Raw genomic sequence first — 14,508 nt, forward strand, 5'->3', positions numbered from 1 at the left:
GCTCCGGCGGTGATGTTCCACGTGGAACATCACGGCCGGAGAACGCCACCGGTGCCGACCGTCATAGGCCGTGGAGCACCCTCGGCGACGGGTCAGGACCCCACCCGGCTGACCGTGACATCGCCGGAGCCCGTCTTCGCCTGGATGCGCGCGGTGGCCGACGGGTCGGTCGGCACCGACACGGTCCTGTCGCCCGAGCCCGTGCTGACATCGATCGCGTACGGGCCCCCGGGCACCTGGACGGTGACATCACCCGACGACGCCTTCGTCATGACCTTCTGCGGCGGCTTGGCGAACGTGAGCCGGATGTTGCCCGACGACGCGGTCGCGCTGACGTCGGCTCCACCGAGTCCGGTGGCCGTCAGATCGCCCGAGCTCGCCGAGGTGGTCAGCGCCCCCGCGATCCCGGAGACATCGATATCGCCCGAGTGCGTCGTCAGATCCGCCGAGGCGACCCCCTGCACGTCGACGTCCCCGCTGCTCGTGCTCACCTTCACGCTCACCCCGGCGGGCACGGTCAGTTCGTAGTCGATCGAGCAGTTGTCGCAGCCGTTGATGAACGTCAGCCGGCCGTTCTCGACCTTCTGACCAGGAGTCGGCTTGTCGTCTCCGTGATAGCGCACCGTCCGGTGGATGGTGACCCCGCCGCCCGTGCCCGGCCGGATGCGGACATCCCCGCTTCCGGTGCCCACCTCGACGGCACTGACCGGGCCCGCGGCCTTCGCGTCATCGACGGCCTTGTGCTCCGGGCTGCTGTGGATGCTCACCCCGTCGCAGCCCGTGAGCGCGGCTCCCAGGATGAGCGCGGACACGATCAGTACGGCGGAACGCTTGGCTGTCATCACAGTCTCCCCGATCGCCGGAACCCTCGTCCGACGCTCCGCAACCAACCTAAGGTCCGCCCATCACCGGTCCCATGCGGTCATCAGGTCTCTTGATACGGGTGCTAGCACTACCTCCAGCCCTCCGGATCCACGCCTCCCGGCACCCCGGCGGCCTCGTCGTACGGCTCCCGGGCGAACACGAAGGATCCCAGGTCGAGATGGCGCACCTCGCCGTCGTCACCGTGCACCACGCGCAGCGTCTCCCCCGCGTAGTAGCCGTCGAGACCGGTCCAGGTCCCGTCCGGCTCCGCCCTGAACAGGGCGCCACGGCCCCGCCCGTCCAGTGCCGTCAGCTCCACGTCGCGCTCCGCGCGCAGCCGCAGCACGAACGGTGTGGTGCCCCAGTACCAGGGGCCGGTGAGGGCCAGCAGCGCCGGGTCAGCCGCCGACCGCGGGCGCCACGGCTCGGGGAAGCGCGGCTCGTTGTCCGCGACGATCGCCAGCAGGTCGGCCGCGACGGAGGCGACCTGCGGCCCGGACGTGGCGTTGGTCAGCACCAGTGCTCCCACGCCGTCCTCGACGCTCACCCACAGCGTCGCCAGGAAGCCCGGCATGGACCCGGTGTGTCCCGCCAGCAGCCGGCCGTCGCGGCGCAGCAGCTGGACGCCCAGCCCGTAGCCGGGGTCCCGGTCCTCCCCGGCCGGCGCCGCGGCCGGGGTACGCATCTCGGCGACGGTCGCGGCGCTCAGCACCCGCTCGTCGCCCCCGGTCAGGAACACCGCCCAGCGGCACAGATCGTCCGCAGTGGACCACAGCTGGCCGGCCGGCGCCATCCGCCCGGTGTCGTGCAGCGGTTCCGGCTGCATCACGTCGGCCCACGGATGCACCGCCCAGCCGCCCGCGTGCGGTGCCTGCGGCAGCAGCGTCGTCCGCGTCATGCCCAGCGGCTCCAGCGCCTCCGCACGCAGCACGTCGCCCCACGGCTTCCCCCGCAGCTTCTCCACGAGCGCACCCAGCAGGGCGAACCCCGGGTTGGAGTAGTGATGGATGCGGCCGGCCGGATGCTTCACCGGTGCCGCGCCGAGCAGGTCGGCCAGCTCGGGGCGCAGCTCACCGGAGGTGCGCTCCCACCAGGGACCGGGGGTCTCGGCCGCCAGTCCCGAGGTGTGCGCGAGGAGTTGGGCGATCGTCGCCCGGGCCGGCTCGGTGTCGGGCAGGTGCAGCCCGAGGGGGTCCGCCAGGTCCAGCAGGCCCTCGTCCCGCAGCCGCATCACCAGCACCGCCACGAAGGTCTTGGTCAGCGACCCGATCCGGTACTGGGTGTCCCCGTCGGGGCCGTGCCCCTCCATCATGCTGCGGCCGCTCGTCCAGACCGTGGCCCCGTCCCGCACCACCGCACCCACCATCGACGGCGTACGGCCCTCGGCCTGCGCTCTGGCGAGCCGGTGCAGCAGGGCACGACGGGTGGTGGGCAGCAGTTCCTCCGCCGTCGGTGCGGCGGGAGGTACGTCAGGTGTCTCGGACATGCGGGTCAGCCTCGCAGAAACCGTGCCGATCGCTCGATGAGTTTCCCGGGCCGCGCCGGTCTGTACGCGTGAGACCGACTCACGGAAGGCTGACGCCATGCGGAAACTGATCTACGGCATGAACCTGACCCTGGACGGCTACATCGCCGCGGCCGGCGACGACATCGGCTGGAGCGGACCGCCGAGCGACGACCTGTTCCAGTTCTGGTCGGACCAGTTGCAGGCGACCGACCTGTCGCTGTACGGGCGCAATCTGTGGCAGACGATGAGCTCCTACTGGCCGACCGGCGACCAGCAGCCCAACGCCACCCCGGCGGAGATCGAGTTCGCGCGCCGCTGGCGGGGCATGTCGAAGGTGGTGTTCTCCTCGACGATCGACGAGGTCGACTGGAACACCCGCCTGGTCACCGGCGACGCGGTCGCCGAGATCACCCGGCTCAAGGCCGAGGACGGCGGCCCGATGGACATCGGCGGCGCGACGCTCGCCGGGGCGGCCATGCGGGCCGGGCTGATTGACGAGTACGTGCTGGCCACCGCGCCGGTCCTGGTGGGCGGCGGCACGCCGTTCTTCACCGCGCTGGACAACTGGGTGAACCTCAACCTGGTGGAGACGCGGACGCTTTCCGGCGGCGTGATCCTGACCAGGTACGAGACGAGGCGCTGAGCAGCAGCACCCACCCGCTGGTCTCACGGTGATGTCGTGGACGACATCGGTACGACACGGCCCGTGCGATGACGACATCAGCCGCGAGACCCTCCAGTCCGGGCCCTCAGGTCTGCGCCATGTCCACGAAGCGTGAGTAGTGGCCCTGGAAGGCCACGGTGATCGTCGCGGTGGGGCCGTTACGGTGCTTGGCGACGATGAGGTCCGCCTCGCCCGCGCGCGGGGACTCCTTCTCGTAGGCGTCCTCGCGGTGCAGCAGGATGACCATGTCGGCGTCCTGCTCGATGGAGCCGGACTCACGGAGGTCGGAGACCATCGGCTTCTTGTCCGTGCGCTGTTCGGGGCCACGGTTCAGCTGGGAGAGCGCGATGACGGGGACCTCGAGCTCCTTGGCCAGCAGCTTGAGGTTTCGGGACATGTCCGAGACCTCCTGCTGACGGCTCTCGGGGCGCCGGGATCCGCCGGACTGCATCAGCTGCAGATAGTCGATGACGACCAGCCGCAGATCGTTGCGCTGCTTGAGGCGGCGGCACTTGGCGCGGATCTCCATCATCGACAGGTTCGGCGAGTCGTCGATGAAGAGGGGCGCCGCCGACACGTCCGGCATCCGCCGGGCGAGCCGCGTCCAGTCCTCGTCCGTCATGCTGCCGGACCGCATGTGGTGCAGTGCGACCCGTGCCTCCGCCGACAGCAGGCGCATCGCGATCTCGTTGCGGCCCATTTCGAGGGAGAACACGACGCTGGGCATGCCGCTGCCGATCGAGCAGGCGCGGGCGAAGTCCAGCGCCAGGGTCGACTTACCCATGGCGGGGCGGGCCGCGATGACGATCATCTGGCCCGGGTGGAGCCCGTTCGTCAGCGAGTCGAGGTCCGTGAACCCGGTGGGGACACCGGACATCCCGCCGCTGCGGGACCCGATCGCCTCGATCTCGTCGAGGGCGCCCTCCATGATCTCGGAGAGCGGGAGGTAGTCCTCGGACGTGCGCTGCTCGGTGACCGCGTAGATCTCCGCCTGGGCGGAGTTGACGATCTCGTCCACGTCGCCGTCGGCCGCGTATCCCATCTGGGTGATGCGGGTGCCCGCTTCGACGAGGCGGCGCAGGACGGCGCGCTCGTGCACGATCTCGGCGTAGTACTCGGCGTTGGCCGCCGTGGGGACCGCGTTGACCAGGGTGTGGAGGTACGGGGCGCCGCCGACGCGGGTGATCTCACCGCGCTTGACCAGTTCGGCGGCGGTGGTGATGGGGTCGGCCGGCTCGCCCCGGGCGTACAGGTCGAGGATCGCGGTGTAGATGGTCTCGTGAGCCGGACGGTAGAAGTCCTGGCCCTTGAGCACCTCGACGACATCGGCGATGGCGTCCTTGGACAGCAGCATGCCGCCGAGGACGGACTGCTCGGCGTCGAGGTCCTGCGGCGGTACGCGCTCGAAACCGCCGCCGCCCTCGGACCAGTTGCTGCGGTCCTCGCCGTCGTCCTTCTTGTTGCGCTTGCCGCCCTGTCCCGAACGGAAGTGGGTGACCGGCAGCCGGTCACCAGGACCGCTGTCGGGGGGAACGGCGGTTCGTCCCCCCAGTGGTCGTCCGCGGGTTCGGGTTGGGTCACCCCGCCACCTCCTCCGTCCGACCTGGCGCCATACCGTGCGTCTCTTTCTTACGCCACGGCTCTGACAATTGAGACACCCGGCTCCTCGTACGGCGCGTCGGGCAGGGGGCTCACGGTAGGGCCCAGAAGACCGTTGGCCAAGACGGTTATCCACAGGCCCTGTGGACGGAGGCATCCAACCTGTGGAGAAGCCGCCTCAACCTGTGTACAGGCCTTGGGAAACCGCTGTGGACAAACACACAATCAGCCGACCTGAACCGCCCTGACCTGGCCTTTCAGCATCTGCTGGCTGTGCAGAAGAAAAACTTTCGCCGCTGGGCCAAGATCGCGACAAACCACGCGGAGGAGATCACTCTGCGCAGTCACCCGTAATAGTTGATCAGGCCTTGCAGGTATTACTTGTGGATGATTATCCTGAGGTGGTGAACCCGGTCGCCGAGCCTCCCCAGAAGAGCCGCCCCCGCCACCTCTCCAAGGAGACCCGGCGGCGGCACGACCGGGAGATCATCGCACTCGCCGTGCCCGCCTTCGGCGCACTCGTCGCCGAGCCGCTCTTCGTCATGGTCGACAGCGCCGTCGTCGGCCACCTCGGCACCCCGCAACTCGCCGGACTCGGCGTCGCGGCCGCCCTGCTGACCACCGCCGTCAACATCTTCGTCTTCCTCGCCTACGCCACCACCGCCGCCGTGGCCCGCCGGGTCGGCGCGGGCGACCTGCCGGGCGCGATCCGCCAGGGCATGGACGGCATCTGGCTCGCCCTGCTGCTCGGCGTCGCCGTCATCGCGCTCGTCGTCCCCACGGCTCCGGCACTCGTCGGCCTCTTCGGAGCGTCCGACACCGCCGCACCGTTCGCCGTCACCTACCTGCGGATCAGTGCGTTCGGCATCCCCGCCATGCTCGCCGTCCTCGCCGCCACCGGCGTGCTGCGCGGCCTCCAGGACACCAGGACGCCGCTCTACGTGGCGCTCGGCGGCTTCACGGCCAACGCGGGGCTCAACGTGGCCCTGGTCTACGGCGCGGGGCTGGGCATCGCCGGCTCCGCCTGGGGAACGGTCATCGCCCAGAACGGCATGGCCGCGGTGTACCTGTACGTCGTCGTCCGCGGAGCGCGCCGGCACGGCGCGTCGCTGCGCCCGGACGCCGCGGGCATCCGGGCCTGCGCCCAGGCGGGCGTTCCGCTGCTGATCCGCACGCTGAGCCTGCGGGCGGTCCTGCTGATCGCCACCGCGGTCGCCGCCGGGCTGGGCGACACCGAGATCGCCGCCCACCAGATCACGCTCACCCTCTGGTCGCTGCTGGCCTTCGCCCTCGATGCCATCGCCATCGCGGGGCAGGCCATCATCGGCCGCTATCTGGGCGCGGACGACCCCGCGGGCGCCCGGGCCGCCTGCCGCCGGATGGTGCAGTGGGGCATCGCATCCGGCGTGCTGCTGGGGCTGCTGGTGGTCGCGAGCCGCCCGCTGATCGCGACGCTCTTCACCTCCGACCCGTCCGTGCGGAGCGCCCTCATGCCGGTCCTGCTGGTGGTCGCCGTCAGCCAGCCGGTCTCCGGCATCGTCTTCATCCTCGACGGTGTCCTGATGGGCGCGGGCGACGGGCGCTACCTCGCCTGGTCCATGCTCGGCACGCTGGCCGTCTTCGCCCCCGTCGCGCTCGCCGTCCCGGCCCTCGGAGGCGGCCTCACCGCCCTGTGGTGGGCCATGACGCTGATGATGCTGACCCGGCTCGTCGCGCTCCAGCTGCGGGCGCGATCCGGCCGCTGGATCGTCACCGGTGCGGTGCGGGCGTAGCCGCCTTCTCGCCCGCTGCGGGGGACGCGGCGGTGGTGCTGGACCGGTTTCCCGTCACACCGATCCGTGCCGACCGTACCGGCGGTCCGGCCGCCCGGCCCGCCCGGAAGACGGCGAGCAGCCGTTCACGGCCTCCCAGGCGCCGCGCCAGCTCCCGCTCCGTCCGCGGGCAGTCGAGGATCTGGCTCAGCGGATGCACGGCGATGCCCCGCTCCGCGAGCCCGTACCAGACCCGCACGAGCTCCTGCCCGGCCCGGACCAGGGCCGCCGGGGACCCGGCGGGTGCACCGGCGTCCGAGGCGGTGGGCCCGGCCGGCCCGGTGAGGACCAGGACGCTGCCCTCGTAGCGCAGCAGCCCGCTCTGCGAAGCGGCCAGCAGCCGGGCCAGCCCGAGGCGCCGCAGCACCCCGTAGACGCCCGGTACGAGCACCGCCCGCAGCCCCGCAGCCTCGGCGCGCGACATGGCCAGCGCCTCGTACGTCAGACCGTCGGCCGCGTACCGCGGATGGCTCCGGTTCAGCCGCAGCCAGGTGCGCAGTTCCCGCACCACCGGTGCGCTGCCGAAGAGCCACCGGTCGGCGCGTACCGCGAGGCCCGCGAGTTCGCGCGCGGGCACTTCCACCAGGCTCGTCCGTTCCAGTCCGGCCCTGGCGGCGCCGAGGTCCGCCGCGGTGAGCCGTCCCCCGGTGTGGGAGCCCCGCGCACAGCCGCGCAGCCCGACGGTCCGCGCGCTGAAGGGCGTCGCGTACAGATCGGGCGCCGGCACCAGCCGGGCCGCCGTTCGCCGTTCCTCGTCGACGGTGATCTCGGCGCGTATCGCGAGCCCGGCGTCCGCCGCGACGATCAGACAGGTCTCCACGAAGGCGCCCAGGGACAGGAACAGATCGCGGCGGCCGGGGTCGCCGTCGGGCAGCTCCCGGGCCGGGTCCCAGCCCACCTCGACGGCGTCGTTGTCGTAGCGCAGCACCCAGGGCTGCGTGTTGTGCGCGCTCGGCGCGCGGCGGCACAGCTCCTCGCGCTCCCGCAGGAGCGCCGTCCAGTGGACCGAGTCCCGGTTGCTCACCGCATTGCCCTCTCGTAGAAGGTGTAGCCGTGCAGCGGTCGGCCGCCGACGCGCCGGTACTGCGCGGCCGACGCGGCGTTCCCGTGCTCGACGAAGGTGCTGCGCAACGTCCGGTAACCGCCGCTGCGCAGATTGCGGTGCAGTTCGCGGGCGAGGAGCGTCAGATAGCCCTTCCCCTGGTGGCCCGGCACCGTCCCCTTGATGATCAGTACCGCTTCGCTGCGGTACCGGCCGCGGGTGGCCAGCAGCCGCAGTTGCCGCGGGAGCCCCATCCGGCCACGGGCCGCCATGACGAACTCCGAGATGTCGGGGACGGCGAGCACGAACGCGACCGGTTCGCCCTCCGCCGTCAGATAGAGCAGCAGTTGCTCGTCGAGGAGATGGGCCAGTCCGTCCGTCTGGGCCGCCAGCTCGGCGGCGGAGATCTCGGTGTAGTAGCCGAGTTGGGCGAAGGAGGCATTGAGCATGCCGCGCAGCAGCGGCAGTTGCTCCGCCAGCTTCCGCCGCGAGCCGTGGTGGATGCGCAGGCCCTCGCCGGCGATGCGGCTGTCGTCGAAGAGGAACGCGTGGCCGGGGTCGACGGCGGCGGGACCGTCGAGGTTCTCGCAGACCCAGGTGTCGGCGCCGAACCGCCGGGTGAAGCCGTGCTGTTCATAGGCGGCCGGGTAGTACGCCGGGTTCCAGGCGGAGTCGATGAACCCGCGGTCGCCGAACCCCGACGTGATGACGCCGCCCGACTGATTGGGCAGCAGACTGACCGGCCCGAACGCCACATCCGTTCCCGCACCGGCCCGCTCGGTCAGCTCGAAGAGCTCCTTGGCCACGTCCTCCCCGACATCCTGCGGATCGGCGAACTCGGTGAGCCCGAAGAGCTGGGCGCGCCGGCCGATCCTGTTGTCGAACGCGGGGTAGCGGTGCAGGCAGATCCGGCCCACGGGCGTGCCTGCCGCATCGCGCGCGACATGGAGCTCGACGGTCCGCTCCCGGTACCAGGTGCGGATCTGGGGCTCCAGGGTCGGCACGTAGCGGTCACGCGGGTGGAGCCGCAGCGGCAGTTCGCAGAACTCCCGCAGCTCGTTACGTCCGCCGACCTTGGTGACGGTGATGGTCACGGCCTGCCGTCCAGCTGCTCCGGGCACCGCGCCGCCGGCGCTGTGCCGCTCTGCGCCCCACGCGGCTCCGCACTGCGCCGCGCACGCCGTTTCGCGTGCCGCACATGCTTGACGGGCCGCGGTGCGCGCCCTGCGGAGAGCTCCGTGCTCAGCGGCTCGAAGGTGTCGACGTGGGACAGCGCACCGTCCTCGGCCCGCCAGACGCCGTTGGTGTACCCGGCCGCGTCCGCCGTGTAGATGCGGATCCAGCCGCCGGTCGCGCGGCCCTTGCCTTCGTCCGTCAGCCAGCACATGAGCTCGTGATGGGCCTTGCCCCGGGCGAACTTCAGCAGTTCGTCGCGGTCGGCGAAGAACGCGATCGTGCCGAGGGTGAAGGGGAAGCGCCAGTACACCTTGTGCCAGACATAGCCCTTCATCCGCCTCATCTCGCGGACCATCCGCACATAGCCGGGGCCCAGCGTGATGATCGCGCGCAGCCCCGAGTAGCGGGTGGCGCCGACGAACATGGCACCGGCCTGTCCGGGCGCCGGGGTGAGCGAGAAGTCGGTACTGCGCATGGTTCAGGCACCGCCCTTCGCGGTCGCACCGAGCAGGTACTTGTTCTTGATGCCGTGGCTGCTGCCACCGGCCGCGGTCCCCGTTCCACCCGCGAACGGCCCCGAGCCGTACGGGTGCACCCGTGCCGCCACCTCGCCGGCCGAGGAGTCCTCCGTCAGCGACTGGGCGAAGTCCCGGCTGCAGGCGGCGAGATGCCGCAGCACGCCGGCCCGGCACACCTCCGCGAGCTTCGCGGTCCCGTCGGCGTCCAGCACCGTCCCCTCCCGCAGCTGCACATGGATGACGGGCCGCGCCTCCAGGTCGTCGCCCTCCTCCAGCGCCAGACAGAAGCTCTCGATCCGGTCCGCCATCGGATTGCCCTCGTACAGGCCGTACTCGACGTCCTGCGGGTAGATGTTGGCCCCCATGTAGGAGACGGTCGAGTCGGCCCGCCCGTACAGGAACAGCAGCGGCAGCCGCATCTTCTCGCGCAGGGCGGCGGCCTCCGCGCGCTGCAGCAGGACCGGTCGGTCCGCGAGCAGCTCCCGCAGGATCTCCCAGACCTGGGGGAAGGACATCAACGTGCCCTCGTCGCCGATGTTGTAGCGGAGCTTGGGAGCCATGACGGCGGTGGAGTTGATGGTGCAGAGCACCTCGCCGGTCCGGTCGTCGCCGGCGGTCTCCAGATAGGTCTCCAGGGGGTTGTACTGGAAGACCATCGGCAGCCGCTGCTCGTCCGGGCCCAGGAAGGCGGCCCTGACGGTGGCGTCCTCGCGCATCATCCGGCGCAGCCAGACACTGAAGGTGGTCTCGCCGCCCATCCCGATCGTGAGGTCGGATGCGCCGTAGCCGGAGCGGACCTTGCCGAACACATCGCCGACGTAGTCGCGCAGCGCCTCGGTCATGCCTTCGCCGCCGACCATCGCCGCGAGCCGGTAGCTCTTCTCCTCGAACCAGGACTCACCGGCCAGCCGGTCCCGCAGATGCTTGAGGAACGGCGGGTAGGCGGTGACCAGGTAGTCGTAGCGCGGCCCGAAGTGCCGCAGCGTGTCGACGATCTTCTCCAGATCGGGCCCGGTGTTCTTCACGGTGGCGATCCGGGCCATGGCGATTCCGGTGTTGGTGCCGGTGGCCCAGGCGCCCATCGAGTAGGCGTTGATCACGAAGAGCCGCTTCGAGGGAAAGACCAGGCTGGTGTAGCCGGCCACATTGCGGTGCACGGTGTTCAACTCGCGGCGGCTGCGCACCCAGTTGTACGGAGTGCCGGACGAGCCGGAGGACTCGTCGACCACGCTGCCGGCGATCTCCACCCGCCCCTTCCAGCAGCGCATCTCCTCCGGGTACGCCTTGACGTACGACTCCTTGTCGGTGGCCGGGTAGGAGTCGAGCCGGAACCAGCGGAACCGCCAGCCGCCGTTCTCCAGGTGCGCGGCGTACGCCGGTACGTCCAGCGCCGCGAACTGGCAGGTCATCCATGCGTGGAGGCGTGCGAAACCGCTCATCCACGGGCGGTAGTTGCGGGCCATCACCCGCCATACGAAGGGGTGCACCCGGTAGAGCCGGTACAGAGCGGTGAGCCCGAAGCTGATGATTCTCAGCAGCCACTGCCGCGCGAAGCTTCCCATTGCCATGCCCACATGGTGGCCGCGCGGCCCCGTCCCCGGCATGGGCTGCGCTACTCACTCCGGGCCCGGTACCTACCTGAGTACGCGCGGCGACCAAGTGGGCACCCGGGTGCCGATGTTTCACGTGGAACATCCGACAGCCGATGGGATGTTCCACGTGAAACATCCCGGAACGAACGAAGGACCGGCACCCCCTGCGGGGTACCGGTCCTTCGCGCTGCGCCGAAGCGCGGCAGATCAGGCAGCAACGACCTCAAGGTCGAGCTTGACCTCGACCTCGGGGTGCAGACGCACCGAGATCTTGTGGGCGCCGAGGGTCTTGATCGGCGTACCGACCTCGACACGACGCTTGTCCACGTCCGGGCCACCGGCGGCCTTGATCGCCGCAGCGATGTCGGCCGGCGTGATGGAACCGAACAGTCGGCCGCTGTCACCCGCGCGGGTGGTCAGCTGCACCTTGACGGACTGCAGCTTCGCCTTGACGGCGTTCGCGTCCTCAAGGGTGTGAATCTCGCGGATCCGACGCGCACGACGGATCTGCTCTACGTCCTTCTCGCCACCCTTGGTCCAGGCGATCGCGAAACCGCGCGGGACCAGGTAGTTGCGGGCGTAGCCGGACTTGACCTCTACGACATCGCCTGCGGCGCCGAGGCCGGAGACCTCGTTGGTGAGGATGATCTTCATGTTTCGGTCACCCTTCCTTAGCGAGCGGTCGACGTGTAGGGCAGCAGTGCCATCTCACGGCTGTTCTTCACGGCCGTGGCGACGTCACGCTGGTGCTGCGTGCAGTTGCCGGTCACGCGGCGGGCACGGATCTTGCCGCGGTCGGAAATGAACTTCCGCAGCATGTTCGTGTCCTTGTAGTCCACGTAGACGGTCTTGTCCTTGCAGAACGCGCAGACCTTCTTCTTAGGCTTGCGCGGAGGCGGCTTCGCCATGGTGTCTCTCCTGTTTGATCAAGAAGTTGGTGTCGTGACGCCCTTAGAAGGGCGGCTCGTCCGAGAAGCCGCCGCCGGAGGAGGAACCGGAGTTCCCGCCCCAGCTTCCGCCGCCGCCCTGCTGGGCACCGCCGGCCGGAGCACTGGTCGCCCAGGGGTCGTCGGTAGCAGCACCGCCGCCGCCCTGCTGGCCGCCGCCGGAGCTTCCGCCCCAGTTGCCGCCACCCTGGCCGCCCTGTGCGCCACCGCCACCGCCACCGCTGTAACCGCCCTGCTGGCCGCTACGGCCGCCGCCGGTCGTCTTGGTGACCTTGGCGGTCGCGGTCTTCAGGCTGGCGCCGACTTCCTCGACGTCCAGCTCGTAGACCGTCCGCTTGACGCCCTCGCGGTCCTCGTAGGACCGCTGCTTCAGCCGGCCCTGCACGATGACGCGCATGCCTCGCTGCAGCGACTCCGCTACGTTCTCCGCCGCCTGACGCCAGACCGAGCACGTGAGGAAGAGGCCGTCGCCGTCTTTCCACTCGTTGGTCTGCTTGTCGAAGATGCGGGGTGTGGACGCGACACGGAACTTCGCGACCGCCGCACCGGACGGGGTGAAGCGCAGCTCGGGGTCGTCGACGAGATTGCCGACGACCGTGATGACGGTCTCGCCTGCCATGGTGGTGACCTCTCGGCGGTGTGCTGGCTGCTTCTCGGAACCGGTACTGCTCTAAGCCCGCAGGCTCAGTGCAGTTCCGGGCGGAGGACCTTGGTCCGGAGAACCGACTCGTTCAGGTTGAGCTGACGGTCGAGCTCCTTGACGACCTCGGGCGAAGCCTTGAGGTCGACGACCGAGTAGATACCCTCGGCCTTCTTCTTGATCTCGTACGAGAGGCGACGACGGCCCCAGGTGTCGACCTTCTCCACGCTGCCGCCGCCGTTGCGGACGACAGTGAGGAAGTTCTCGATCAGCGGGGAGACAGCGCGCTCCTCGAGATCGGGGTCGAGAATGAGCATGAGCTCGTAGTGACGCATTGTGGAACCCACCTCCTTTGGACTCAGCGGCCACGGCATTTCCGTGGCAGGAGGGTTTGCATTGCGTCGCAACGGTAGCGCCGACCACTGACAATCACGGTGGATCGTTGTGGACCAGCGCAGACACCGGTGCAGACCGTACAGACTACCCGGACAACCGCCTCCGGTTGAAATCCGGCCGCTAATGCCCTCAATCTGTACACATCGGGTAGGAACGGCGCTACGATGCGCTACGGCTCCGTTACGGAGGTCTCCCATGGCACAGCAAGCGGCACGGACCCATCGCCTCACGTTCAACACCGACGGCCAGGCCCATCCCCTGGAGAACACGCTGGTCGCGGTCACCCTGGTCCTCGGTGGCATCGCCATCGTCACGTCGATCTTCGACAGCCTGCATCTGCTCAGTTCCCTGACCGGCCTGGCCGGGATCATCACCGGGGGATACGGGCAATTCATCTCCGTCACCACCGCCGAACGCTTCGCGCTGATCATCGGGCTCGGCGCGGCCGCGGTCGGCTTCTACCTGGGTATGGCACACGGAGGGTTCTTCGGAGGCTGACCGGAGAGTTGTCCACAGGGCTGGCGGGGCGGTTCCCCGATCGCAGTAGGCTTCGGCGCAGATAAGACCGCAGTCGTAGCGATGGGGAGCGCCCCGCATGAGCTTGACCCTGAGGACCATCAGCCGTGAGCAGCATCTGGCATTCATCCAGAGCCTGCCCTCGGCCAGTCACTGCCAGGTTCCGGCATGGGCGGATGTCAAGAACGAATGGCGCTCCGAGAACCTCGGCTGGTTCGACGACAAGACCGGCCAGATCGTCGGCGCCGGCCTGGTGCTGTACCGGCAGATCCCCAAGCTCAAGCGGTACCTCGCGTACCTGCCCGAGGGCCCGGTCATCAACTGGTACGCCCCGAACCTGGACGAGTGGCTGCAGCCGATGCTGGCGCACCTCAAGCAGCAGGGTGCCTTCACGGTGAAGATGGGCCCGCCCGTCGTCATCCGCCGCTGGGACGCGCCCGCCATCAAGGCCGGCATCTCGGACCCGGACGTCAAGCGGCTGCGGGACGTCGAGGCGACGTTCATCGAGCCCCGCGCCTTCGAGGTGGCCGACCGGCTGCGCCGGATGGGCTGGCAGCAGAACGAGGACGGCGGCGCCGGATTCGGTGATGTGCAGCCGCGCTACGTCTACCAGGTGCCGCTGGAGAACCGTTCGCTGGACGACATCCTCAAGGGCTTCAACCAGCTGTGGCGCCGCAACATCAAGAAGGCCGAGAAGGCCGGTGTCGAGGTCGTGCAGGGCGGCTACGACGACCTCCCGGTCTGGCAGAAGCTCTACGAGGTGACGGCCGAGCGCGACCACTTCCGGCCCCGCCCGCTGTCGTACTTCCAGCGGATGTGGACCTCGCTCAACAACGAGGACCCCAACCGGATGCGGCTGTACCTGGCCGTGCACGAGGGCGAGGCGGTGGCCGCGGCCACCATGCTGATCGTCGGCGGGCACGTCTGGTACTCCTACGGCGCCTCCGCGAACCACAAGCGGGAGGTCCGGCCGTCCAACGCGATGCAGTGGCGGATGCTCAGGGACGCGTACGCCCTCGGAGCGAGCGTGTACGACCTGCGCGGCATCAGCGACTCCCTCGACGAGACGGACCACCTGTTCGGCCTGATCCAGTTCAAGGTGGGCACGGGCGGCCAGGCCGCCGAATACTTGGGCGAGTGGGATTTCCCCCTCAACAAACTGCTCCACAAGGCACTCGACATCTACATGTCCCGCCGCTGACCGGCGAGCAGACGAAGGAAAGGTCCTGACCAGGC

15 protein-coding genes are annotated in these 14,508 nt (G+C 69.7%); 4 read left to right on the forward strand and 11 right to left on the reverse strand.

Going from position 1 to position 14,508, the window contains the following annotated elements; translation table 11 throughout:
- Positions 1-92: 92 nt before the first annotated feature.
- Positions 93-842 (reverse strand): DUF4097 family beta strand repeat-containing protein, encoded by a 750-nt coding sequence (locus tag LNW72_RS20500; protein ID WP_250976746.1) that lies wholly within the window; start codon positions 840-842, stop codon positions 93-95.
- A gap of 110 nt (positions 843-952) precedes the next feature.
- A complete protein-coding gene (locus LNW72_RS20505) occupies positions 953-2,350 on the reverse strand; it encodes a serine hydrolase domain-containing protein (protein WP_250976747.1) in 1,398 nt (465 codons plus the stop codon).
- Positions 2,351-2,447: 97 nt separating this feature from the next.
- Here LNW72_RS20505 and LNW72_RS20510 point away from each other — a divergent pair, with 97 nt between their 5' ends.
- Positions 2,448-3,014 (forward strand): dihydrofolate reductase family protein, encoded by a 567-nt coding sequence (locus LNW72_RS20510; protein ID WP_250976748.1) that lies wholly within the window; start codon positions 2,448-2,450, stop codon positions 3,012-3,014.
- 106 nt (positions 3,015-3,120) lie between these two features.
- Here the strand turns inward: LNW72_RS20510 and dnaB are convergent, their stop codons facing one another.
- Entirely contained in the window at positions 3,121-4,587 is a 1,467-nt protein-coding gene (dnaB, locus tag LNW72_RS20515; RefSeq protein WP_374117415.1) for a replicative DNA helicase, read from the reverse strand.
- A 451-nt stretch (positions 4,588-5,038) separates the two neighbouring features.
- Between dnaB and LNW72_RS20520 the strand changes: the two genes are divergently transcribed.
- Positions 5,039-6,406: an MATE family efflux transporter gene (locus LNW72_RS20520; RefSeq protein WP_374117416.1), complete on the forward strand. Its 1,368-nt coding sequence runs from the start codon at positions 5,039-5,041 to the stop codon at positions 6,404-6,406.
- Here the strand turns inward: LNW72_RS20520 and LNW72_RS20525 are convergent.
- The 8 genes from LNW72_RS20525 to rpsF all read right to left on the reverse strand — a co-directional run bounded on the left by LNW72_RS20525 (position 6,384) and on the right by rpsF (position 12,695).
- A complete protein-coding gene (locus tag LNW72_RS20525) occupies positions 6,384-7,469 on the reverse strand; it encodes a hypothetical protein (RefSeq protein WP_250976750.1) in 1,086 nt (361 codons plus the stop codon). The genes LNW72_RS20520 and LNW72_RS20525 overlap by 23 nt on opposite strands.
- Positions 7,466-8,581 (reverse strand): hypothetical protein, encoded by a 1,116-nt coding sequence (locus LNW72_RS20530; protein WP_250976751.1) that lies wholly within the window; start codon positions 8,579-8,581, stop codon positions 7,466-7,468. Before LNW72_RS20530 ends, LNW72_RS20525 begins: the two co-directional genes overlap by 4 nt.
- Positions 8,578-9,138, reverse strand: a complete 561-nt coding sequence (locus LNW72_RS20535) for a DUF4188 domain-containing protein (RefSeq protein WP_250976752.1) — start codon at positions 9,136-9,138, stop codon at positions 8,578-8,580. The genes LNW72_RS20530 and LNW72_RS20535 overlap by 4 nt, the downstream gene beginning before the upstream one ends.
- Positions 9,139-9,141: 3 nt before the next feature.
- Complete coding sequence (locus tag LNW72_RS20540; protein WP_250976753.1) at positions 9,142-10,749, reverse strand: phenylacetate--CoA ligase family protein; 1,608 nt, start codon at positions 10,747-10,749, stop codon at positions 9,142-9,144.
- 231 nt (positions 10,750-10,980) lie between these two features.
- The gene (rplI, locus tag LNW72_RS20545) at positions 10,981-11,427 is read right to left on the reverse strand and encodes a 50S ribosomal protein L9 (protein WP_138351150.1); all 447 of its coding nucleotides are present in this window, start codon (positions 11,425-11,427) and stop codon (positions 10,981-10,983) included.
- A gap of 17 nt (positions 11,428-11,444) precedes the next feature.
- Positions 11,445-11,681, reverse strand: coding sequence for a 30S ribosomal protein S18 (rpsR, locus tag LNW72_RS20550; protein ID WP_031512678.1), 237 nt, complete (start codon positions 11,679-11,681; stop codon positions 11,445-11,447).
- 43 nt (positions 11,682-11,724) lie between these two features.
- Complete coding sequence (locus tag LNW72_RS20555; protein WP_250976754.1) at positions 11,725-12,339, reverse strand: single-stranded DNA-binding protein; 615 nt, start codon at positions 12,337-12,339, stop codon at positions 11,725-11,727.
- Positions 12,340-12,404: 65 nt separating this feature from the next.
- A complete protein-coding gene (rpsF, locus tag LNW72_RS20560) occupies positions 12,405-12,695 on the reverse strand; it encodes a 30S ribosomal protein S6 (RefSeq protein WP_138351152.1) in 291 nt (96 codons plus the stop codon).
- 256 nt (positions 12,696-12,951) lie between these two features.
- On the opposite strand from rpsF, the gene LNW72_RS20565 reads away from it, so the two are divergent.
- Complete coding sequence (locus tag LNW72_RS20565) at positions 12,952-13,254, forward strand: hypothetical protein (RefSeq protein ID WP_164298569.1); 303 nt, start codon at positions 12,952-12,954, stop codon at positions 13,252-13,254.
- Positions 13,255-13,351: 97 nt separating this feature from the next.
- Positions 13,352-14,473 (forward strand): peptidoglycan bridge formation glycyltransferase FemA/FemB family protein, encoded by a 1,122-nt coding sequence (locus LNW72_RS20570; RefSeq protein ID WP_138351154.1) that lies wholly within the window; start codon positions 13,352-13,354, stop codon positions 14,471-14,473.
- Positions 14,474-14,508 lie beyond the last annotated feature (35 nt).

This window comes from Streptomyces sp. RKAG293, from assembly GCF_023701745.1.
Lineage (GTDB): Bacteria > Actinomycetota > Actinomycetes > Streptomycetales > Streptomycetaceae > Actinacidiphila.